Raw genomic sequence first — 23,148 nt, forward strand, 5'->3', positions numbered from 1 at the left:
CACTTTGCCATTTTGTCAAGTGCAAGTTTATAAGTTGTTAAGTGTGCGTTGTTGAGGGCTTGTTGTGTTAATTTGCATGTTAAATTCGGTGATTTTTTGACAGTAAAATTGCATTTTATATTGAATTCATTCATATTTTAGAACAATACCAAACCACATTTTCTTCGTTAATTTTTTAAGGGGTAGCTAAGCCTTGTTGTATGTTCGCTTGCTGGTTATATCTTCACTGCTAAGCCTTGTTGCATTAACCAATGCGCAACAAATTGAAGACGAATCTTTTGACCCCTTTTACTCGTTGAAGCAAACAATTGAAGGTCAACAGCTATTAGAGCTTGCAGAAAATGCACAGTTTGACCCCGCTTTAACGAAACAACAATTAGATGTATTGGCTGACACGGGGATAAAAGCGAAAAGTATCGAGTACGAAGTGGCTCAATATATCGCATACATCTCGGTTTATTCAGCAATGTCAAATTTTACCGAAGCTAAAGAATTGTTAGATAAACTGCATATATTGGGAACTAGGCTCGGCAATGATTGGATACTAGGCCTATATTTTACTCAAAAAGCAGCAATTGCTATGCGTCAAGGAAACATTATTAAAGGCGCTGATTATGCAACTCAGGCGGTTAAATTGGGCGAGGCGCTCGATTATGAATACTTAGTTGCGATAGCCAAAGCACTGCGGGCGGTATTTTATAGTAAGCTTAATAAAGGCGCTGATGCGCTTCAAGATTTTACTGAAGCATTGACAGTTTTTGAACTAAACGGTGATGAGCGCAGAGCAAGCAATATTTACTTAAATTTAGTGACTTTGTATTTAGATCGTCAAGAATACGAAAAAGCCTTAGTTGCATCGAATAAAGTAACTCAAATGCTCGAAGCGCAGCCGAGAAAAGATATTCGAGCATTGGCCGCAAACTATATTAATCGTGCGATTACCTTGAGTTATTTAAACCAAAAAGAGGATGAATTACAGGCGTATATAAAAGCGCAAGAGTATGCGATCAAATCAAATGATATAGAAATACTTGCTTCTATTTATGCCAATCTTTCAGACTATTTTCTTCGAAATGAAAATTACCTGTTAGGTGTAGAGCGAGCCAAACGTTGTATTGAAACTGCAAAAAAAATAGAGAATGATACTTTAATTGCCATTTGTCAGTTAAATCAGGGCTTGTCGCATGTTTATTTAAATGAACGTGAATTAGGCTTTGATCTACTTAACAACGCTTTAGAGACAATTAAAAAAGCTAATATGACCAGTACATTAAAGGATGCTTATGGGGTATTTATTGAGGCCTATCAACATTTAGATGACCATAAATCGGCTAATATTTGGTTGGAAAAACGTTATCAGCACCTCATTGAGCAACTAAAACAAGATAACGAAAGCTACTTTGACAAAATGGAAAGCAACTTTCAACAATCCGTAGCAGATCGTGAGCAAATGTTAAACTCGGTTAAAGAAGATATGATGAGTAATATTTTGACGCAGGAACAACTGGTGAATAAGCTCACCATAGCGTGCGGTGTTATTGCCTTTTTGTTATTAATCTCTGTGGTGTTCAATATACGTTATCGTCGCAAAATACGTAGTCTTGATTACTAATCGCTATGTTTGTTTAATAACTCGATTAACTCAGGTAATTTGTTTAAGTGTATTAACGGTAGGTAATCGAGGTTGATCCCTTCAAGTGTCACTTTTGCATCGTGATATTTTTCTTGAGCAACTTTAATGTTTACTAATTGAAATTGCGCTTCTGAAGTTTTTGCGTAGTCTTCAGCTGCCATTGCAAAGGCTATCGCTTCAATATAATAACTTTCTGCCGAATCCAGTTGGTTTAGTGTCGAATAAGCATTGGCAAGGTTATAGAGTACCGTACCAATTTGTTGTTTATTATTAAATTTCGACGCCCATGGCACGGTTTTAAGCCAGTAGTCTAAAGATTGCTGATGTAACTCTAATTGTCGGGTGACATGTGCCAAATTGCCATAAAGTTCCATCATAAAGTGGGAATCTTTACTTTGACGGTATTTTTTTTCGACACTGAGGAGTAGCTCATAAGCTTTTTGAAACTCTTCTAATTGCATCTGCACATTAGCAAGCTCGACAAGCCTCATTGGTGAGGGGAAAGCTTCCTGCATTTGCTCAAGTTTTTCTTTGGCAAGTTGAGCGTATTTTGATGCGACATCTCTTCCTTCATAGGTGATACTGGTTTTCGCATAGTAGATAAAAATCGTCAATTGAAATGAAAACGGCGCTTTTGTATTTATCCAAGCTTTGGTTTCTTCATGTAATGTTTCCATGAGTTGAAGATCAAACAATGCATTAAAACGATTTTGCAATAAATCATACCAAAGGTGACTTTTTTCAGTGACCTTTGGTAAATGTTGATCAAGTAATATCAAACATTCTTTAGGCGAAAATGTACAGGCCTCATTGATTTGTGAGAGTGTTTTTGTATCTAGATTGTTAGCTGCCAGCGAAAAAGAGAAGCTTTGCGCCACTAAAAGCGCTACAAATTTAGTGGCGATGTGTTTTTTACTCAATTAATTTCCCAATAAATCTAACGTACCAATGTAAAAGTTCGGATCTACCTCGATTGTTGCATCCGTTTCAACATTTTTTATGGTCGTCCAAGATTGGGTAGGGGAGAGCCATTGTTCTTTACCGTTAATAAAGAGTTTAACAGGCATCTCGAATCCTTCAATAACATTTCCCCAGCGGACAAGTAAACCTTTACTTGTTTGTAAATATTCGAGCATTGGTAGACGAACGTCGCGCAAGTACTGATCGAAAACCTTATCAAAGTTGATTCCGGACTGTTCATTAATATAGCTTTCAATTTGTTCGGTCGTTACTGTTTGGTGGTAAAAAGTTTTACCTAAGCCTCTAAGTATTTGGCGCCATTTATCATCGTTATTAATAATTTGGCGAATGGTATGAAGCATATTTCCGCCTTTATCATACATATCTCCAGAGCCCTCACGGTGCACATTATACTGGCCGATAATAGGTTTTTTGTTTTGAATATTCACGCGTTGACCACGAATGTATTTAAATGCGGTTTCTTTATCGAAGTGGTATTCAAGGAACAAACTTTCAGAGTAATTCGTAAAGCTTTCATGAATCCACATATCAGCAATGTCTTTACTGGTGATATTGTTAGCAAACCATTCATGACCTGTTTCGTGCACGATAATAAAATCAAATAATAACCCTGGGCCAACCATACTTCTATCACGGCCTAAATAGCCATTTTGGTAGCCGTTGCCGTATGTTACCGAACTCTGATGTTCCATCCCTAAATAAGGTGCTTCAACGATTTTAAAACTGTCTCGATAAAAAGGATACGGGCCAAACCAATGTTCAAATGCTTCAATGGTACTTTTTGCTTCTTTAAATTGGATTTTGGCTTTATTTAAATTTTCTCTGAGTACCCAATAATCCATATCGAGTGTGCCTTTTTCACCCTGATAGGTTTCGCCAAAATGAACATAATCCCCTATGTTAATGTTTACCCCATAATTATTGATCGGGTTAACCACTTGCCAATGGTAGGTTTTGGTTTTTTTTGCTTCGTTGTGTTCTGTTTTTATGAGCCTACCATTGGATACATTCACTAGATGCTCTGGAACTTCAACGCTCATGGTAAGGCCAAGATCTGGTTCATCATAGGCATGGTCTTTATTAGGCCACCAAATACTTGCACCAATCCCTTGATTTGATGAGGCAATAAAGTCGACGCCGTTACTATCTGTTGTCCAGGTAATACCGCCATCCCAAGGCGCTCTCTTTGCTGCGACGGGCTCTCCTGAAAATTCGACGGTGAGCTTCATTTCAGCACCTATCTCTTGAGGCGCTTCGAGGTTAACAAAATAACTATAGCCGTCTTTATCTATTGTTAATTCCTTGCCATTTTGACTCACCTTATCGATCGCCATAGGAGCTTGTAGATCGAGTTGTAAGCGTTTACTTTCTGATAAAACACGATAGCTAATGGTATTAGTACCACGAATAGTTTTGGTTTTAGGATCAACGTTGATGGCTAGATGATAGTGACTTAAATCCCACCAAGCCCTTTCCGGTGTGATCGAGCCTCTTAAAATATCCTGACGTGAAATTGTATTATCTTGAGCAAATAAATCGCTCGCTACGACAGCACTTGAGAGGCTAAGAGCTGCTATGCATAAGGCTGAATAGAGTGCTTTCATGAATAGGTTCCAATTACTAAATTTGGATTGATGATAGTTTGTATTACTAATACCATAAATTAGTAGTACAAACTATTAGCATGCGTTAAAAGGTACGCTTCAAACGATAGTACGACAGAAGTTGATGTTAAGATATGTGCATCGCTTGCTTCTTAGGAGCAAAAATAAGTTGCTTATTTGTTTTTTGGCGGATTGTCTTTTGTGGCCGTAAGAAAAGAGCCGCTTTAGCGGCTCTTTGCGCAATGCTATTTAGCCCTTACGCGGTTTGTAATTTACCTGTTGGCTCTGCTAATTTTAGCGGTTGCCATTTAAGGTAGGTAAATGAACGCCATAACCATTCTAATGGGCCGAAACGGAAGTACCTTAACCATAGGTAACTAAAGATTGTTTGACCGATCAATATAGCAAGGATTATTAATACTTGCTCACCACGAGGCACTTGACCAAACATACCTGCGCCGTAGCCATAGAATATCGACGTTAAAATAACCGAATGGCTAATGTAATTAGTTAATGCCATTTTCCCTAAAGGAGCCAACCAAGCAAAAGCCTTTAAAAACCATGCTTTTTGAGCCAGTTTTACAAACATGCCGACGTACCCAAAACAAAGAATATATTGGCCATAAAAGAACAGGTTGTTGCCTGCTATTTGCAAAATTTGTGTTTGTTTGGTGACTGGGTGTAATGCAATAAAGACCGCTGCCAAATTCATGATTAAACCTAGGGTAAGTCCGCCGTAGCACATTAAATCAAACAAGCCTTTATGCTTTTCGGGCGCTGCAAGTTTCTTACTGGCTACCAACCAGTAACCTATCATAAACAACGGTAAGGTGATGATAAATGCCATCACCGGAGTTTTGGCAAGCTCTCCAATTGCGAAACTAGTCCGGTATTTAGTTACTTCCCAGTAATTGCCTTCGCTAAAAATTAAGCTTTCTTTTCTCAGTTTAATTTCTTTTTCTTTTTTACGCTCAAAACGCTTTTCTATACGAGAGGCGATACTTTCTTCTTCGGCTACTTCTTCACTCTCTTCGCTTTTAACAACGTCTTCAATATCGGCAGTCGTTTGCGTGTCTTGGATCACTTCTGCGTCACTGGTAGCTGCTTCTTCAGTATTTTCATTGATTTCATCTGATTGAACTGGAGGTGCCAACGCATCTGCCAAACTTATCGATAGATACTCTTCACTTAGCTTAAATTCATCGAGTTTTTCTTGAGCGCCAGTGACGACCTGCTGACGTTCTTGCCATTTTTTCTCGATATCCGCGCCGTTATGGCTGACACCGTAATAAATTGAGAAACAACCCGCAATAATGATCGGTAAGATAATCAGTGTTAAACCGGTTTTGACAAAGGCTTGTGGGGTATTGAATTTTTGCAGACGTTTAGTACGTAGTAAGAAAACAAAGCCAAGCAATAACATACCGCCTGCTGCATAGTCATGTAAGATATCGCCGCCCCATAAAAAAATCATGTGAGCCATACCAAAAGCAAATAGTGCTAACATACGTCGTGTAAACATAGCACCGAATGGTCGCTCGGCTTTTTGCGCGTTTAACAACATCACCGCGAAACCCATACCAAATAGTAGCGAAAAGAGTTTATAAAACTTGCCTTCGATAAATACCTTAATCAGCCAGCTTGCTCCCCAATCAACACCGGTTTGTGTTTGATCAAACATCATTAAAGAGGAAATTGGTCGATTAAACCATTCTATGTTCATAAAGATGATCCCAATCAGGGCAAAACCCCTGAGTAGATCCATCACCTGAATTCGACTTTTGTCACTCACTGGTGCAAGTGTTGCAGTCGAAGGTTGCTGCGTTAGTGTATCCATAATGCTTCCTACATCTTTTAGTTATAATTTACTTAGTTATCAGGTACTAGGCATTTAGTATGCCAATATTAAGTTATTGAAACGTAAGAGATTAATTTTGATTGATAGTTGTGTTGATTATCAAATCAGTTAAATTGACCAAAGTGTAGGTTAAATCCACTAATTTTGTGTGTGATTTGGTAAGTAAGTGTTTCAGAGATAAAAAAAGCAGCGTAGTCGCTGCTTTTCTAACAGAATTTACTGTTTATTTCATTGATGAAATGTAAGTTGCTAACGCATCGATATCTTCTGCTTTTAGCTTAATAGCAATGTTTTGCATCATGCCGTTGTGATCATTTGCACGTTCACCTTTAGCAAAGCTTGCTAATTGTGCTTTAATATAGTCAGCGTTTTGTCCGGCTAATGCTGGGAAGCCAGCTGCATCCATACCTTTACCATCGATGCTATGACAACCAGCACAAGCAGTAATACCGCGTTTCGCATCGCCAATTTGATAAAGTTTCTCGCCCACTGGATCAGTCTCAGTGCCACTAGCTCTAGGGGTTTGCGAAGCATAGTAAGCGGCTAAGTTTTTCATATCATCTTGCGATAATGGTGCCACCATACCAGCCATAACTGCGTTAGCACGACCTTCTTTATTATCAGTTTCTACCGCTTTTTTGAAATCCATTAATTGTTTCAATAAATACTTTTCACTTTGGCCCGCTAATGATGGATACATAGCAACTGCAGCATTGCCATCGCTACCATGACACGCAGCACACGTTGCAGCTTTAGCTTTACCCGCTTCGATATCACCAGTAAAAGATTTCACTACCGTAACTACAGCATTCGCTTCACTAATTTCACCAACAGCATCCGTGTCTTTAAAATAAGCACCTAAATTAGCGATATCTTCAGTTGTTAACTGGCCAGCAACTTGGTTCATTGCAGCATTATCACGAGAGCCATCTTTAAAAGCATGCAATTGCTTTTCAATATATTCAGCGTGTTGATTAGATAGGTTTGGATTAATTAACACATCGCTGTTGCCATCTTCACCATGACAAGCAATACACGCGGTAATCCCTCTAGCTTGATCACCATTTTGGTATAGTGTTTTACCAGCCGTTGGATTGGCAACATAGGCTGGAGCTGCTGATACCGTGGGAGCAGAAGCTCCACCTTCACTTGCAGAGCTTTGTTTACCTAAGCTCTCATAATATGCTCCTAAATTCGCCATGTCCTCTGCAGATAGGCCAGTCGCCATCGGAGACATCATTGGGTTTTTACGAGCACCGTCTTGGAATGCTTTTAATTGCTTTGCAATATAGTCTGCATGCTGGCCACGTAAGTTTGGATAGATATCAGCTACACCAATACCATCAGCACCGTGACATGCGGCACAAGCAGCTGCTTTTGCTTTACCTGCTTCTGCATCACCAGCAAATGCATTGGCATGAGCTAGCGCACTTAATCCAATGATGAACGAATAGATGACTTTTTTCATGGATTGCTCTCTGTTTTCAAAGGTTGTTTGTATTGTTGATGAAAAACAATAGTATTACTTTAGTCGTTAACGCGGCATTTTACACGATATAGCTCATTGTTTAATAGCCTTTGAGTAAAAAATCATTAAAAAATGTAAGGAGATAGCCAGTCATTTTTATTAAAAAGAGATATAATGACGGCATTATTGGTTAATTAGGAATTTTACCTTGTCGACACCAGCGGTTAATTTAAACAAAGCAACGTTTACTATAAGTGCACCAGACATTAAACGTTTACCATCAGATACGGGCATTGAAGTCGCTTTTGCTGGGCGTTCTAACGCCGGTAAATCAAGTGCGTTAAATACGCTAACTAACCAAAAAAGCTTAGCCCGTACGAGTAAAACGCCAGGCCGTACTCAATTAATCAATGTTTTTGAAATTTCTGAAAACCAGCGATTGATTGATTTACCGGGCTATGGCTTTGCTAAGGTGCCATTAGAAATGAAACAAAAGTGGCAACGTGCGCTAGGAGAATATCTAGAAAAACGCGAGAGCTTGCACGGACTTGTTGTGTTAATGGATATTCGCCATCCATTGAAAGATCTAGATCGAGATCTAATCGAATGGGCTGCTGATAGCGAACTGCCGGTTTTAGTGCTGCTAACAAAATCAGACAAGCTTTCGCAAGGAAAAGCGAGTGCCGAAGTACTGAAAGTAAAAAAGGCTTTAAAGCCGTTAAATGCCGATATCAAAGTGCAAGAGTTTTCTTCTTTGAAAAAAACTGGCGTCGAAACTGCGAATCAGCATATTTGCCAATGGTTAGCCGGAGAGCAAGAGCCTGAGCTAGAGCAAAGCTAAATTGTTAACAATACTCCTGTTACAGCAAACCCTAAAACTAAATATACGATTGGGGTTTGCCACTGCTTTAATAAGTATAAGCCCACTAAAACAACCGCCATATCTTTCGCTTCAATCACCGCTGCGGTAAATACCGGCTGATATAACGCACTGATCAATAAACCTACCACGGTTGCGTTTATGGCTTGCATTGCGCCAGCGACCTTTGGCATTGCAGCAAGCCCTTGCCAATGTTTTAGGAAAGCCAACATGAGCAAAAAACCGGGCAGAAATATCGCAAGAGTGGCCAATACTGCTCCAATAATCGGAGCGCTTGGTAACAATTGATAGCCCAAAAATGTTGCGAGGGTAAACATAGGTCCTGGCACCGCCTGCGCGGCAGCATAGCCGGTCAGGAAGGTATCTGTTGGCATGTTATTGCCAACAAGCTCTTGCAGTAATGGCAGGACAACATGTCCACCGCCGAATACCATACTACCTGCTTGATAAAAATTACTGACAAGTTGCCAGTGCGCTGAAAGTGGTTTTAGCCATGGCAAACACGCTAATAACCCGACAAATATCATTAACGGTAGATACGAAATCTTTACTTGCTTTGTAGCGTGTAAACTTTTATTGGTTAGCAATAGTGCGCCAAGCCCACCAGCAAGCAAAACAAGCAAGAGCTGTATTTGCCAAGACGAGAAAAACAATAAAATAACCGCGGATAATAAGGCTAATAATTGCGTGAGCTTCTCTTTGCAAAACGATTGATACATTGATAATACGGCATCAAACACGACAATAACCGCTAATAGCTTTAAACCATGGGTGACGCCATAAAAATAGCGATTATCGATTAGTTGATAGCTGATCGTTGCTAAAATAATCATGAGCAGCATTGAAGGTAGCGTAAAAGCAGTGAAGGCGGTGAGTGCACCCCAAATTCCACCTTTTCGATAACCTAAAGCAAAACCAACCTGGCTGGAACCTGGGCCTGGTAAAAACTGACTTAAAGAAACTAGATGGCCATATTCTTCCTGATTTAACCAGTTAAGTTGCTTAACAAACTTTTGATTAAAATAGCCAATATGGGCAGCAGGCCCACCAAAACTAATACAGCCGAGCCAAAAAAAGTGCTTAAAGATTGTCATTAACATGGTGCGTGTGATCGCCTTTTTTGTTTGCAATATTTTCTAACATGTCTTAGCTCCAGTCAAAATTTGTTAAGATAGAGTATTTTCAATTAAACGTATTTAGTCGACACTGATTTGCGACGCTTTTTGACACTAATAATAACGTAAATCTTCTACCTTTCCCCAAAAAACCCAGTAAGAAAAAATGGTATAGCCAACAATGGCGGGTATCACCACCATAGCCCCATAAAGAAGAAAATTTAATGATTCGGCAGCTGATACAGCCTGCCAAATGGTTAATTCATTTGGAACGATATAAGGGTAGAAGCTTACCGCTAAACCTAAAAAGGTAAGCATAAAAATACCAATGCAAGCGATAAATGGCAGTGCCTCATTCTTTAGTCGCTGCTGCTGTATTTGATTGACTGCTCGCCACGCTATAATAAATAAAACAGCAACAATCATGGGGATAAGAATTAACCCACCACTGAATGACAAACTAAGCCAACGTTGATAAATGCTCTTATCAATAGTGATATTAGCGACTGATACAACGATGATACCGCATAAGCATAACCATAACGTTCGCCGCGCGTATCGGATTGCACGTTGTTGTAGTTCACCTTCTGTTTTCATCATCAGCCAGGTTGCACCGATAAAACTATACGCAATACTGACACCAATGGCACTTAATATGGCAAATGCTATGGCGATAGGTGTTTGTTCGAAACCCATAACATACAGGCCGAGCATATAACCTTGCGCTAAACTGGCGATAAAAGATCCGAACTTAAAGACCTTATTCCAAGTAGGTTTGTGGTTAAAAGCAGCTTTAGCGCGAAAGTCAAAGGCAACACCTCGTAAAATTAGACCGATCAACATAATCACCGTTGGTAAATAAAGTGCTTTAAAGATCACACTATGAGCAGTGGGGAAGGCAATAAGCAATAGGCCAACGGCTAGCACAAGCCATGTCTCATTGGCGTCCCAAAATGGACCGATAGACGCAATCATGGTGTCACACTCCTCGGGTTTATTGAGTGGCATTAGCATGCCGACACCCAAGTCATAGCCATCGAGAATTGCATAGAGAAGTGTTGCCAGAGCCATCAGGCCAGCAAAAATAACGGCGAGTGTTGTTTGCTCAAACATTAGCGTGCTCCTCAGTGGAAGGGGTAGATGACGTGTGTAGCGTCTGCTGAAATGGCATGTGCTTATTTTTAGCGAAGTATCGATGTTCGTGTTGTTGAATTTCCTCAATCTCTACTGCTCGCATCGCCATAATAAATAAGGTGCTAATGTAGGCGATAAGCAAAAATGCATAAACCAATAAATAGAGTATCAACGACATGGCAACATTTTCAGCGGGGAGATCGGTTACCGCATCCTTAACCAATAATACGCCACTGACTAAGTAGGGTTGTCGACCAATTTCGGTGACATACCAGCCAGCCAGCGTTGCTATCCAGCCAGAAAAACTCATGGCGACCAGCAACTTCAGTAGCGATCGGGGAAATGCTACTTGGCTTTTTTCAAATTGATACCAACGATAGCGCCCGTACCAAGCAACGATAATCATCAGTAAACCTGTCGCGACCATCACTCTAAAACTAAAGAATACAGGAGCCACGGGAGGGGTGTGTTCAAATTCACTTAGCCCTTTAATTTCTCCGTTGAGTTCATGTGTTAAAATTAAGCTGGCGAGTTTAGGAATACCAAAAGCAAAATCGTTTTGTTGTCTTTCTTCATTGGGGAGTGCAAAAAGTAGCAATGGTGCGCCTTTTTCGGTGTGCCAAACACCTTCCATCGCGGCAATTTTTGCAGGTTGATGTGCTAAAGTGTTTAGGCCGTGCAAGTCGCCAACGAAGGCTTGAAGCGGTGCTAATATCATCGCTGCAGTCAATGCGACTTTTAAGGTAAGCTTTGGTGCACGCTTATCGTCGCCTTGTAGTAAACGAAAAGCGCTGATCCCAGCCATTAAAAAGCTTATCGTTAAACCTGAGGCGATAAGCATGTGCGCTAAGCGATAACCAAAAGATGGGTTAAAAATTATCGCAAACCAATCAGTTGGGTAGGCAATACCTTCTCTTAGCTCAAACCCTGTAGGGGTTTGCATCCAAGAATTTAGTGATAGTATCCAAAAAGCTGACAAACTGGTGCCTACGGCAACAATAATGGTGGCTAACGTGTGTACCTTCGGGGGTACACGTTTAATACCAAATAGCATTATCCCTAAAAACGTGGCTTCGAGGAAAAATGCGGTGAGCACTTCATAACCAAGCAGAGGTCCGGCAATATTGCCTACTTTCTCCATAAAACCTGGCCAATTGGTACCAAATTGAAATGACATTGTTATGCCACTCACTACACCAATGGCAAAACTGAGTGCAAATATTTTTACCCAAAAGCGGTAGGCGCGCATCCACACCGCATTTCCTGTTCGGTCAAATTGCACTTTAAAGAAGACTAAAAACCAGCACAGTGCGATGGTAATCGTAGGAAAAAGGATATGAAAACTAATGTTTACCGCAAATTGAATTCTGGAAAGGAGCTCTGTATCTAGCATAGTAAATCCTTACTCGTGCATAAATTGGGCACAAGTTGGCTCGTAGTGCTTTATTTAAAGCACTAATGATTAAAAAATTGTTATCTCGAGTCGTTGGAGTGTGACGACTCTTAAGGTTGTCGTTTAACTACCGCTTTTTAAGAACTTGTCTTTCATATCAAGCACTTTTCCTACCCCTGAGCCTAGTTTTAATAGGGTTTTAAGTTTATCTGGGTTCATAGTTTGTAGCTCGCTCGCGAAAAAGGTAATACTTTCGAGTAAGTCATGTATTTCACGCATTTTATCTTGCGCGTAAACTTCTTCGTGATTAGCGGGTTCATTGAGTAAGTTGTCACGCAATAAACTGAGCGTTGGATCAATTTCTCGTTTGCGACGCTCTTCAAAAATGCGATTAGCCATTTCCCAAATTGAACCAGCAGGGGAATAATATTCTTTTCTATCGCCAGGCTTATGTTGCACTTGAATCAAACGCCACGACTGCAACTCTTTGATCCCCATACTCACATTACCACGACTGATATTAAGCAGTTCAGACAGTTGGTTGGCGGTTAATGCTTGTTCACTGATGGTAAGTAGGCCATACATTTGCCCTACAGTACGGTTAAACCCCCAGCGACTTCCCATTTCACCACAATGCAGAACAAACGCCTCAACTTTTGATGACATGATCATATGTGAATTCCACTATGTTTTAAAGTTTCAGAAATTACTGAAACTTTAAAACATAGTTTGATATAGATCAAGTTTACAACAGAAATTTTGTCGATATTTTTTGTTAAGAGCGCAATTAAATCAAAAGTATTAAAAGCGGTAAGAAGGAGTCATTGAAAGATTTACAAAGGAAAAAGACAAAAAAAAGCCGAAAACATTGTCTTCGGCATGATAGCTTTGGGGAAAGCCAGAATATAAAAAATTATTACAACAGGCGTTCGCTAAGGGAACAAAATGAATTATAGAGTAACCACTCTATAAAAGTAAAGTCTTTACTCTAAAAAATTAAATAATTGTGTAATTTGTTTATTGTGGAGAATTATGATTGCGCGAAATGTTTGAGATTACACTCAAAAAATGAGTTTGGCTTTTTGGGGCTAGTATCGGTAGATGAAACGCTCTCAAGTATTATGTCCGTTACTAATCAATTGCATTGCATGTGATTATCACTGTCACTAGCATCGTAAGTTTTTTGCTTAATAAAAGTGTCGGTGGCATATGGGTATCATTCGTGTTTGAATGCTGGCTATTCGAGATTTCAAATATTCTATCGCTCTTCATACTCGTTACCATAATTCCATGCAAAAATGTTATTGACGACACAGTTAGTTGAACAACAATTGACTAGCAATTTTGTTTTAAAAGTCGAAAACTACCTTGTTCGAAGTAGTTGTCTAATGCTATTTTTCTCATGGTAGGGTGAAGTTTTTTGAAAAAATTAATAAAAAACATTACTTTTAGTATATTTAATTTCAAATACTTACGTGAATTGCAACCGCTAGTTGACAAAATAACAAGCTAGCTTGGTAGTGCGCAACAGCCTGTTTTTCTATGGTGATGACCACATTACCAACAAAGGATAATTACTGATGAAATTAGCGGATAAAATAATCAAGTTAAGAAAGCAACTTGGCTGGTCACAGGAAGAACTAGCAGAAAAAATTAACGTATCTAGGCAATCTGTATCTAAGTGGGAAAGCGCTAACAGCATTCCAGATTTAAATAAAATTATTATGCTGGCAGAGCTTTTTGAAGTGTCTACTGACTTTTTATTGAAAGACGAAAACGAATGCTTTGACAAAGAGAGGGATGTCGTCGCTCAGGATTCACGGCTCCACCAAGTCAGCTTGGAGGAAGCGAATGCTTATGTCGAAAGTAAGCTTGAAGCGTCTAATGTCATCATGAAAGGGGTGATATTGTGTCTATGTTCTGTTATCCCGCTTTTTTTCTTTTTTGCTTTGGCCGAGACCGGACGTATGGGTATGACAAATGATATTGCAGCAGCGAGCGGGATTGTTGGGATACTCATTTTGATCGCTGTTGCTGTCAGTTTTTTCATCAAAATTAATCAGTATGAAAAAGACGTTGAGTTAATTGATAAGCAGCCGTTTGAATTGGCCTACGGTGTACATAGCGTTTTCCAGGAAAAGTTGGAACGTTATAGGTCTAGCTATAACTTGAGGCTTTCTGCTGGCATATTTTTGTTTATTACCAGTTTTTTGCCATTAATGTTAACCGCCATTTTTAATGGTCGACCTGATGCAATATTAATGATGATGATAGTGTTGATGGTGTTAATTTCTGCGGGTGTTTTTATTGTTTCACCTGCCTCAGCGAGGTACGACGCTTATAACCATATTTTAAACGATAATTCTGCCAACAAAGAAAAAAGTAAGCGAGAAAAACGTGCTGAAAAATTAGCTGCGTTCTACTGGCCGATGTTGGTGGCTGTGTTTTTGGGGTGGAGCTTATGGACAGCAGAATGGGGCATGACTTGGATAATCTGGCCTGTTGGCGCGGTATTGTATGTCGCATTGCTTGGTTTAATGGAACTACTTGAAAAAGAAGAATAGCGATCTTTTAAGGGTACAACATAGCAGGTGCTTTATCGTTTCATCGTCAAACATGACGAGTTTCACTTAAAATATGGGGTTGGTGATTTCATTTGCACTAACCTCAAGTTAAAAAAACATTTTCTATCATAAACTTTAGAGGCCGTTTTTCTCAACCTGATATTGAGATAAACGGCCTGTTTTTTGCGTTGTAGTTGCTATGTTTTTGTGCCGTAAACAATAAACTTGTATTTATTAACCACTGGTTTTGATAAATAGGGACAGCTTTTTATGCAAGCGAAAATGACTTATCCATTAAAGGTTTTTCTGGCGAGTTCATCAATTTTTTTTATTTCAATGTTTTCTCATGCTGCACCTGAGACAATGGAGCAACCATTTTCAATTATTTATGGCTTTAAAGAGGGGAATACTAAAGCCATTTATTTGAGTGATGCAAAAGGCAAACAACGTGTAAAAGTGCTCGAGACGGAAGCGAGTGATGGTTACCCTGCAGTTTCTCCCAATGGCATGCAAATCGCCTTTTACGGCAAATACGATAAACGTAGAACCTGGTCGATACATACTGCTGATATCGACGGTAATAACATTCGTCGCTTAACTAACGTAAAACACGTTTGGGATAGCGCACCTGCTTGGTCACCTGATGGCAAAACCATTGCCTTTGCGCGTGAATACCAAGATGAAAAAAACCAATGGCAAGAAGAGATTTGGTTGATGGATGCCGATGGTGCTAATCAACGTCAAATCAAAAAATTGGCGGGTCGCAGTCCAGAGTTTCTAGCTGACGGACGATTATTGTTTCAATCTCAATCGAGCCCGAGCCAGATCAGCATCGCCAATATTGATGGTAGCAATGTCATTCAGCTTACCAATGATGATAGCAATAATATGTCACCAAAAATTTCACCAGATGGCTCACAAATCGCGTATTTATCAAATCGAGATGGTAACCAAGAAGTTTATGTGATGGATATTGATGGCTCTAATCAAACTCGCATTACCAAGAACCGTGTTGAAGAATGGGATCCAGCATGGTCGCCTGACGGCAAAAAGGTGTTGTTTTCATCTCAAAATGTGCATGGCTTTTATGATATTTACAAAGCCAACAAGGATGGCTCAGCGATAGAAAAGGTACTAGAGAATGGTTCACAATCGGCAACAGTGCATTATATCGATACGAGCTATTTAAATAAGTTAGCTAACACTCAATAGCAAGATTTGCCAAGTAATGTGCTTAATTAATGCGTTTGCACTGAACAGGAGTTAGAACTCGCTACTTTTAATCGAGCAACTTTCAAAATAAGCACCAGTATTTTATTGGCGAGTTTCGCTTTTTAGATCTGGCGTTACTGATCAAATAAATTCCAATTGAAAGTGGTGTTAGTTGCTGAGTAAATTACAAAGGTAATTTTTATCTTGTTGTATAGCTTGCGTTAGTTCTTCAAGCCCTTTTTGTTGAGAATCAAGCTCACCTATGTTGTCAAGGTTGTAGAGATAAGTTCTGGTAAGGCTCTCATCGAGCATAAGTGCTGTATTAAAATGAAATAAGGTTTCTTGGTTTTGTTGTGAAAACAGTGCTTGCCGTTTTTTCGTTAATTCTTGATGTAAATCAGTACTCGCTTGAAATTCAGCTATCGATTCTTGTAGCACCAAGCCGATAGCTTGAGAAAGTAGGGTTTTACTGCGGGTTGCTATGTTTCTTCCTAGGGTCAGGCAGGCTTCAGCAATAGCCGGATTGGAAACATTATCATTACACCAATTCCGAATAGCTGCAAAGGATGGTAACACCACACTGCTTGCTAAACCGAGCATGGCATTTTGGCTAAAATTACTTGCCATCGAGCCTTCTAGTGCTTCAGCATAGGTAACAGCAGATTCTCCTATTCGCTCGTTAAACAATGAAGTTTGCGTAAGTCTAGCAATTTTTACCATTGTCTTTTCGTCATTTCCTTGTGCAGCGTAATAAGATATAGAGCTTAACCACATTGCCCCGTTTTCTTTATCAACCATGGTTAAATCGCTGATTAAACTGTCGGTGCAACGCTGATCATCACCAGTGGCACAATAGTTAATTATGTATTTAGCCGTTAACGGGTCTGCTGAGAAATCGTTAATATAGTTGATAAGCAAATCTAACCGTGTTTGGTTTTCGTCAGGCTCGGCGAATAATGCGTAATATCTTCTACCTTTTTGGGTAGTAGCGTCTTGCAGTGAGCTAAAATACGTTTGAATGTTGTTAAGTGATTCTTGTTCATCATCAATTTCATCTGGGATATCGCAGGCTACAAAGCTACCTGCTAGCTTTGTCTCATTCTCGATAGTATCGGTTTCATTAGCTATGACATTTGACTGAGCATCATTTTTTGACCGTACAGAAATGGATTGTTGCTCTGAAGAGTCAATTGGCGCTAATGCTGCATTTTGCAGTTTAGCTTGTGTGCCGACAGCTGTTATGGTTTCGCTTTTGTGGCTAAAAAGGTAGAAAGTGACAACTATGACAATAACGATAGCCAATAATGATAAAACGTACCTATTTTTCAAAGCATTAATCCATTAATGTCAAAGGGAGTTTTTGTATATTACATGCAGTTAGAGGATAGAGCAAAATATTTAAATAACAACACGTTAAAGGTATTTAAGCCACCATTTTTTGTTGGTTGATTTTATTAATACAAATTGTCGACACGGAAAGTACAGCAGAATAACGATTGCGAGCCAAATAACGTAGGTAAAAAACAAATTTACGCCATGAGTATCAGGGTAAAGCCAAAAAGGGCCGGTGATAACGCTTAAATCACTGCCTTGAAACTTGCCGATAACTATCGCAACCAAGTGGATCACGTAAAGGTGCACCACGTAAAAGAAAAACGGTACCTTGCCGAAATTAACCATCCAATGATGAAATTTCGATTGGCTCGACTCTGCAAAATACATAATCAGTGAACTTATACCTAATGTTGCTAGCAGGTAAGCTAACGAAGGGGGATACTTTTCAACATTTAACATTGCTAATAATGACAACAGACTATTAGCTTGAGCGCTCCACTGTGTCGGATTGCCATAAATATTAAAACCTCTAAGAATCGCAAATGCTGCAATGCAGCTAAGTGCAAATGCCATCAATATTCTTTTGCGTTGAGACACATCAAGCTCGAAGATAGGCGCTATCATATAGCCAAGCGCCATAACGCCAACCCACGGTATTAAAGGATAAGCCATATAAATAGTTAGCCCAAAAATTTCAACGTTGCCTGAAACATGAATAGACCACCAAAAGGGCATTGGCGAATTAGGCGGCATCCAATTGTTGGTCGGCAGTGTGCCATCAAAAGCGTTGTGTCCAAAAATCAATGCTAACGCTATAAGTAAAATCAATGGTTTAGGTAACCAAATAAGCGCAGCAAGGGCAATCATTGACATGCCCAATGCCCAAATGACTTGCAAACCAACTTGAAAGTTTGGCGAAAACCAATTCATATCCCATGCAAACGAAACCACCGTCAATTCAATAAAAACTAGCCATATTCCACGAGTCACTAGAAAGCGCGCTAATTGTTGTTTAGATTTTTTTCGAGCAATAAGCCCGGCTGAAACACCGGCGAGTAGCACAAAGACAGGCGCACATAAGTGAGTTATCCATCTTGTTAAATATAAAGGAACCGTGGTGCTATCTAGATCTAGCGGGTTAATTGTCGATGCATGAACGTAATCGCGCACGTGATCTAATGCCATGATGACAATGACAAGGCCACGCATAAAGTCAATTGATTGTAATCTTGTTATGTAGCCTTGGTTTTCATGGGGATCTGTCATCTTCATCCTAAGAGCTATGCCATACTGCATTGAAACGAAATAGAGTGGTTGGCAGGGGCGCTGCTTTCAAAAGTCGTTAACTAACTTTAGTTGGCATTACCGGTAAGTCAAACTATGGCGTTATAGAAGCGTTGTGTTTGATTGGAAAGGCAGTTGCGATTAACTGCCTTTATCACTCAGGCCAACAGCCCTAAGAAAATAGCTGTTTTGTAAGCTTTGGGTTTAATTAACTGTTACTTACCATTCGCTCAGCATGGGTGAATAGTTGTTCTTCAAGAGAGCGGCCTTTAATAAGTTGGCGATACTTAATGCCATTATCGGCAAAAAACTTAAGTAACTGTTGATCAAAGTAGGGCTCAATTTGTTCATTGTAGGTAATGACAAACTCCATACGATTAGTTTGTTCAATGTGCTCAACTGCAGAAAGATTATTAAGAATTAACTGTTTATCTTGTGCTAATGCATCGAGCAGTTGCACAGTGATGTAACCTGCGTTAGAGCTACTTTCACCGATTTGCTGCTGACTTAATTGCCCTTTGTCGAGGTACAGTACAGTGCGACAGAGTTTTTCAAGTTCATCTAAGTTGTGTGAACTGACCATAATGGTTGCTTGTGAAGAAAGATCACTGATTAACTTTCTAATCGCTCGAGCATTAACAGGGTCAAGACCCGCTGTTGGTTCATCAAGCAGGATAAGCTCAGGTTGCCCCAATAAAGCTTGCGCTATTGAGATACGTTTTCTCATGCCATGGCTGAGCTCTTGAGGCTTGACGTGCATGCTTTCTGCTAGACCAACTAATGTTAATACTCGCTCAGCTTCTTTTAATGCCATGGCTTTACTCATACCTTGCAGTTTGCCAAAAAATAATAATTGCTTGAGAATCGAGAAACGAGGATCGAGTTGTGCGTCCTGCGGTAATGCCGAAAGTTTGCCAAAAAGCTTTGGAGAATTTGGTTTATGTCCAAGAATTTCAACCTGACCTGAAGACGGTGTTAAGTAACCACAGAGAATGCTAAACAAGGTGGTTTTTCCTGCGCCATTTGGGCCGACCAACGCTATAGGTTCTCCGGTTTCTACTGAAAAATTAATGTTGTTCAGTGCCCGTTTATTACCGTATAGGTGACTTACGTTTTTACAGTGAATAACTGAACTCATAATGCTTTCCTTTTAAATAGGGTTAATGCTAATGACAATAAAACCACAGATTGGCAGATTGGCAGAACCAGCTGATTTAACGATTGCAGGCCAAATGAAGTGACTAAGCGCGGATACTGTGCCCCTAGAAGACCTTTCATCATAAAATCTAGCTGAGGAATATAGTAGATAAGAACCCCAGTCAGGATGAATGAGCCTAGAATGGCGATAATAGCGAGAAATGATGCAGAGCGAGCGGTTTGACAGACTACCGACGTTAACGCGGTCACTGCTACAAAAGGTGCAAGTACGAACACCATATGAAAAAGCACAAAACCAAAATGAGGAAGAAATGAAGAAATTAAACTAGGGTCTCGATAAATGGCCATGCCAGTTGAAGCGATGATCGTCGCCAGTACTAAAAGTATGAGAATAAGTAACTGGCCTAAATAGCGACCAAAAAACAATTCGGTTCTTGTGCACCTTAGTACGATAAAACGCAGTGTTCCCCGAGCTCTATCTGAGGATATTTGATCAGCAGTAATAAATAACGAAAACAACGGATACAGAACCAAAGAGGCCAACCAAAATACTGCAATTTCAGGTACAGACCAACTTAAAAGGCGCTCAGCGCCAAACATTCCTAGTGCTTGCTTGAGTGAGTTGGCAAATTCAGGTTGGGTGACAAGTGTCGTCGAGTAATATATCGGGTATCGTAAAATAAAATACCAAATTAATGCGAAAGCGGTTAGTGCCATCCATCCGCGTTTAGTATTAAATAACCGCGTTAATTCATAGCCAGCAATAATTTTTACGCGTGACAGTGAATTGATCGGTTGAATATTTTCAGTAAGCGAGTTGTCCATAGATTTTCCTCAGCCATAAATTGAAATAGTTTAAGCGATGATTGTGCCAATCTTAAGTTATTGTAAATATTATGTTTTATTGTTTAATGTTGGAAGCGAGTAGCCTTTGCGACTAATTAATCGTCAGATTGCTCATTTTTGTGGATATTTTTACACCGCTTCTAGTGATACCGTAAAGCCTGCCGTTAGTGGACTAGTGATCGCATCCGATAAGTAATTGTTATAAAATGCACATTATGTTTTTTTACCTAGTTTAAAGTGATTTTATGGCTAAACGTATAATAGAAGTAGTTGCTTATAACCCTCAATGGCCACGATTATTTGAGTTAGAAAAAGCGTTGCTGAGCGACATTATTGGCGAATTTGCCACAAAAATAGAGCATATTGGTAGCACTTCTGTTGAAGGCCTGGCAGCCAAGCCCATCATCGATATTTTAGTTGAAGTTCCTAATTTAGCTTTGCTTGATGCCAAAGCAAGCGAGTTTGAGGCTTTGGGCTATGAAGTGAAAGGGGAAAATGGTATCGCTGGGCGCCGTTACTATCAAAAAGGTGGTAACGCCAGAAGCCATCATATCCACGCTTTTGTTAGTGGCACAGAAGATCTTCACCGCCATCGTGCTTTTAAAGCTTACCTTATTGCGCATAAAGAGATTGCCCAAGAATATGCCAAGATTAAAAAACAAGCCGCATTGCAATGCGCACATGATAATGACGTTTATATCGCGCTAAAAAATGGCTTTATCGCCGAGCATGAGCCTAAGGCTATTTGCTGGTTTAATCAGTGAATAATTTTTCTAACTGTTGAGAAATAACCCTTCAACTTAGTAAATTTGCTCAAGTATAGATGCGAAAATCCTATAAAAGGCTTACAATATGTAAGTGAATAAGTGGGGCTATTGAGTCATTCCCAAATAGGCATCTATGTTTAATCCATTGTTAAAAGTTTTATTTTCGTTGTTGGGTGTATGCCTTTTTTTATTATCGTTTCAAGCTTTTTCAAACACGCTTCCTGTTACGCTAAATATCAATGATGTTGATGACACCGTTATTTCTAAGCACTTTCTCTATTTTCAAGAATCAGGTGATATTTCCCCAGATCAAGCGTTAGCAATATTTCGAGGCAAGGTAGACAGTCAACATAAGCCTCTGCGTGTTGATAGTTCGATTTTATCGTTAGGTTTAAACTCACCGCCTGTCTGGATGTATATTCGTTTTTATAGCGAATATGAGGAAGTTTTTTACCAGCACGTAGTCATTGATAATAGTTGGTTAGATAATATCGATTTGTATTTTTATCATGGCAATGTTCTTAATCGTCAAATCTCTGCTGGTGACGCTTATGCTTTCGATCAGCGAGCCATTAAGTTGCGCACTTTCGATATTCCTTATGGATTTTTGCAAGGTGAAACGGAGCTGTTAATAAAAATCACAACAACAGATCCTCTTGTTGTGCCAATTTATTTACTTAATGCCCAAGAGCTGGTTAAAAAGGAAGAATTCGACATGTACAGCTACGGTATGCTCTATGGAGCGATACTGGTTATGCTGCTACATAATTTTATTATCTATTTTACTCTTCGTGATTCTCGTTACTTATTTTACTGTATTTTCCTAACAATGTTCTTATTTGCTAACGTTGCTTATACTGGGCATGGTTATAGGTGGCTTTGGTCAGATTTTCCACGATGGCAATATTGGAGCACTTCATCTTCAATGGTGCTCTATGCAATTAGTGGGCTAATGTTCGCCCAGTCATTTTTGAATTTGAAGCACTTTAAACCGAAATTAGATCGCGTTATTGGCGCTTTTTGCGTTTTTTCCGCGCTGGTCTATTTGCTAATTGCCGCCATATTTGGCGGCGCTGGTGCACTGACGTTGGCTTTTGCTTTAATTCTTTTTTATCCGTTTATAATGCTCTCAATTGGGGGGATGGCAATTTATCATGGGTATAATAAGGCGTTTTATTTCTTTTTCGGGACAGTATTTGCCACCGTTGGCTCATTAATTACTGGGTTGGTTACCTTGGGAGTTATACCTTTTTCGACGATGCTTTTTAGGGCGGTAGAAATTGGAAAAGTGATCGATATGGTGGTGCTCGCTTCAGCTTTGGCGATAATTCTCAAGAAAACACAGGATGACGCAGTTAATGCAAAACGCACTGCTTTTTCAGATCACCTTACCGGATTGCATAATCGTCGGGGCTGGTACGCCAAAGTTGAACCTTTTTGGGAAAAATGTCTGTTGGAAAAGCAGGACTTTTCACTTATTGCATTAGACATCGATCATTTTAAACAAATAAACGATACCTATGGTCATGGTGCAGGTGACAAAGTGTTGATCGCAATAGCTAATGAAATTCAAAATAATCGCAGAAAAGAAGATGTCATTGCAAGGTGGGGGGGCGAGGAAATGATTATTGCTTTGCCCAATGCGTCAATTGATGAAGCGATACAGATAGGGCATCGTATATTAAATAGCATTCGCAATGTTGAAGTGGAAGATGGTGAGCATTTTATTTCTGTTACCGTCAGTCTGGGTTTGGTTTGCAAAGAAGAAGATAAAAATGTCGATGAAATGATCAAGCGCGCAGATCACAACTTATATCAAGCCAAACGTAATGGCCGAGATCAACTCTTCGTCTGATCTGAAGGTGTTTGATTCAAATGAAAAACTTTCTTAATTCACAAGATTGATCTGGCGTTTT

Annotated in this window: 18 protein-coding genes; 6 read left to right on the top strand and 12 right to left on the bottom strand. The window is 39.6% G+C overall.

Annotated elements, in window-relative coordinates; translation table 11 throughout:
- Positions 1-193 precede the first annotated feature (193 nt).
- Positions 194-1,612, top strand: coding sequence for a hypothetical protein (locus ACSLUH_RS04065; protein WP_448564866.1), 1,419 nt, complete (start codon positions 194-196; stop codon positions 1,610-1,612).
- On the opposite strand, the gene ACSLUH_RS04070 is transcribed toward ACSLUH_RS04065, so the two are convergent.
- From ACSLUH_RS04070 to ACSLUH_RS04085, 4 genes are all read right to left on the bottom strand, one after another.
- Positions 1,609-2,553, bottom strand: coding sequence for a tetratricopeptide repeat protein (locus tag ACSLUH_RS04070; RefSeq protein ID WP_448564868.1), 945 nt, complete (start codon positions 2,551-2,553; stop codon positions 1,609-1,611). The genes ACSLUH_RS04065 and ACSLUH_RS04070 overlap by 4 nt on opposite strands.
- Positions 2,554-4,218: a M1 family metallopeptidase gene (locus tag ACSLUH_RS04075; protein WP_448564870.1), complete on the bottom strand. Its 1,665-nt coding sequence runs from the start codon at positions 4,216-4,218 to the stop codon at positions 2,554-2,556.
- A gap of 256 nt (positions 4,219-4,474) precedes the next feature.
- Positions 4,475-6,055, bottom strand: coding sequence for a DUF418 domain-containing protein (locus ACSLUH_RS04080; RefSeq protein WP_448564872.1), 1,581 nt, complete (start codon positions 6,053-6,055; stop codon positions 4,475-4,477).
- 244 nt (positions 6,056-6,299) lie between these two features.
- Complete coding sequence (locus tag ACSLUH_RS04085) at positions 6,300-7,544, bottom strand: c-type cytochrome (RefSeq protein WP_448564874.1); 1,245 nt, start codon at positions 7,542-7,544, stop codon at positions 6,300-6,302.
- Between the two features lie 208 nt (positions 7,545-7,752).
- On the opposite strand from ACSLUH_RS04085, the gene yihA reads away from it, so the two are divergent.
- The gene (yihA, locus tag ACSLUH_RS04090; protein ID WP_448564876.1) at positions 7,753-8,385 is read left to right on the top strand and encodes a ribosome biogenesis GTP-binding protein YihA/YsxC; all 633 of its coding nucleotides are present in this window, start codon (positions 7,753-7,755) and stop codon (positions 8,383-8,385) included.
- Here the strand turns inward: yihA and chrA are convergent.
- The 4 genes from chrA to ACSLUH_RS04110 form a co-directional block, all read right to left on the bottom strand.
- Entirely contained in the window at positions 8,382-9,524 is a 1,143-nt protein-coding gene (gene chrA, locus ACSLUH_RS04095; RefSeq protein WP_448564878.1) for a chromate efflux transporter, read from the bottom strand. The genes yihA and chrA overlap by 4 nt on opposite strands.
- 129 nt (positions 9,525-9,653) lie before the next feature.
- Complete coding sequence (locus ACSLUH_RS04100) at positions 9,654-10,652, bottom strand: cytochrome d ubiquinol oxidase subunit II (RefSeq protein ID WP_448564880.1); 999 nt, start codon at positions 10,650-10,652, stop codon at positions 9,654-9,656.
- Entirely contained in the window at positions 10,645-12,066 is a 1,422-nt protein-coding gene (locus ACSLUH_RS04105; RefSeq protein WP_448564882.1) for a cytochrome ubiquinol oxidase subunit I, read from the bottom strand. Before ACSLUH_RS04105 ends, ACSLUH_RS04100 begins: the two co-directional genes overlap by 8 nt.
- A gap of 123 nt (positions 12,067-12,189) precedes the next feature.
- Positions 12,190-12,738, bottom strand: coding sequence for a GbsR/MarR family transcriptional regulator (locus ACSLUH_RS04110; protein ID WP_448564884.1), 549 nt, complete (start codon positions 12,736-12,738; stop codon positions 12,190-12,192).
- Between the two features lie 908 nt (positions 12,739-13,646).
- Between ACSLUH_RS04110 and ACSLUH_RS04115 the strand changes: the two genes are divergently transcribed.
- A complete protein-coding gene (locus ACSLUH_RS04115; protein ID WP_448564886.1) occupies positions 13,647-14,630 on the top strand; it encodes a helix-turn-helix domain-containing protein in 984 nt (327 codons plus the stop codon).
- A gap of 270 nt (positions 14,631-14,900) precedes the next feature.
- Positions 14,901-15,842: a TolB family protein gene (locus ACSLUH_RS04120; RefSeq protein ID WP_448564888.1), complete on the top strand. Its 942-nt coding sequence runs from the start codon at positions 14,901-14,903 to the stop codon at positions 15,840-15,842.
- A gap of 168 nt (positions 15,843-16,010) precedes the next feature.
- Here the strand turns inward: ACSLUH_RS04120 and ACSLUH_RS04125 are convergent, their stop codons facing one another.
- The 4 genes from ACSLUH_RS04125 to ACSLUH_RS04140 all read right to left on the bottom strand — a co-directional run bounded on the left by ACSLUH_RS04125 (position 16,011) and on the right by ACSLUH_RS04140 (position 20,444).
- Complete coding sequence (locus ACSLUH_RS04125) at positions 16,011-17,171, bottom strand: hypothetical protein (protein WP_448564890.1); 1,161 nt, start codon at positions 17,169-17,171, stop codon at positions 16,011-16,013.
- Positions 17,172-17,255: 84 nt separating this feature from the next.
- Positions 17,256-18,443, bottom strand: a complete 1,188-nt coding sequence (locus ACSLUH_RS04130) for an acetyltransferase domain-containing protein (protein WP_448564892.1) — start codon at positions 18,441-18,443, stop codon at positions 17,256-17,258.
- A 226-nt stretch (positions 18,444-18,669) separates the two neighbouring features.
- Positions 18,670-19,599 (bottom strand): ABC transporter ATP-binding protein, encoded by a 930-nt coding sequence (locus tag ACSLUH_RS04135; protein ID WP_448564894.1) that lies wholly within the window; start codon positions 19,597-19,599, stop codon positions 18,670-18,672.
- Entirely contained in the window at positions 19,596-20,444 is an 849-nt protein-coding gene (locus ACSLUH_RS04140) for an ABC transporter permease subunit (RefSeq protein ID WP_448564896.1), read from the bottom strand. The genes ACSLUH_RS04135 and ACSLUH_RS04140 overlap by 4 nt, the downstream gene beginning before the upstream one ends.
- A gap of 266 nt (positions 20,445-20,710) precedes the next feature.
- On the opposite strand from ACSLUH_RS04140, the gene ACSLUH_RS04145 reads away from it, so the two are divergent.
- A complete protein-coding gene (locus ACSLUH_RS04145; protein WP_448564898.1) occupies positions 20,711-21,229 on the top strand; it encodes a GrpB family protein in 519 nt (172 codons plus the stop codon).
- 136 nt (positions 21,230-21,365) lie between these two features.
- Positions 21,366-23,087, top strand: a complete 1,722-nt coding sequence (locus tag ACSLUH_RS04150; RefSeq protein WP_448564900.1) for a diguanylate cyclase — start codon at positions 21,366-21,368, stop codon at positions 23,085-23,087.
- Positions 23,088-23,148: the final 61 nt, after the last annotated feature.

This window comes from Thalassotalea ganghwensis (assembly GCF_053485795.1).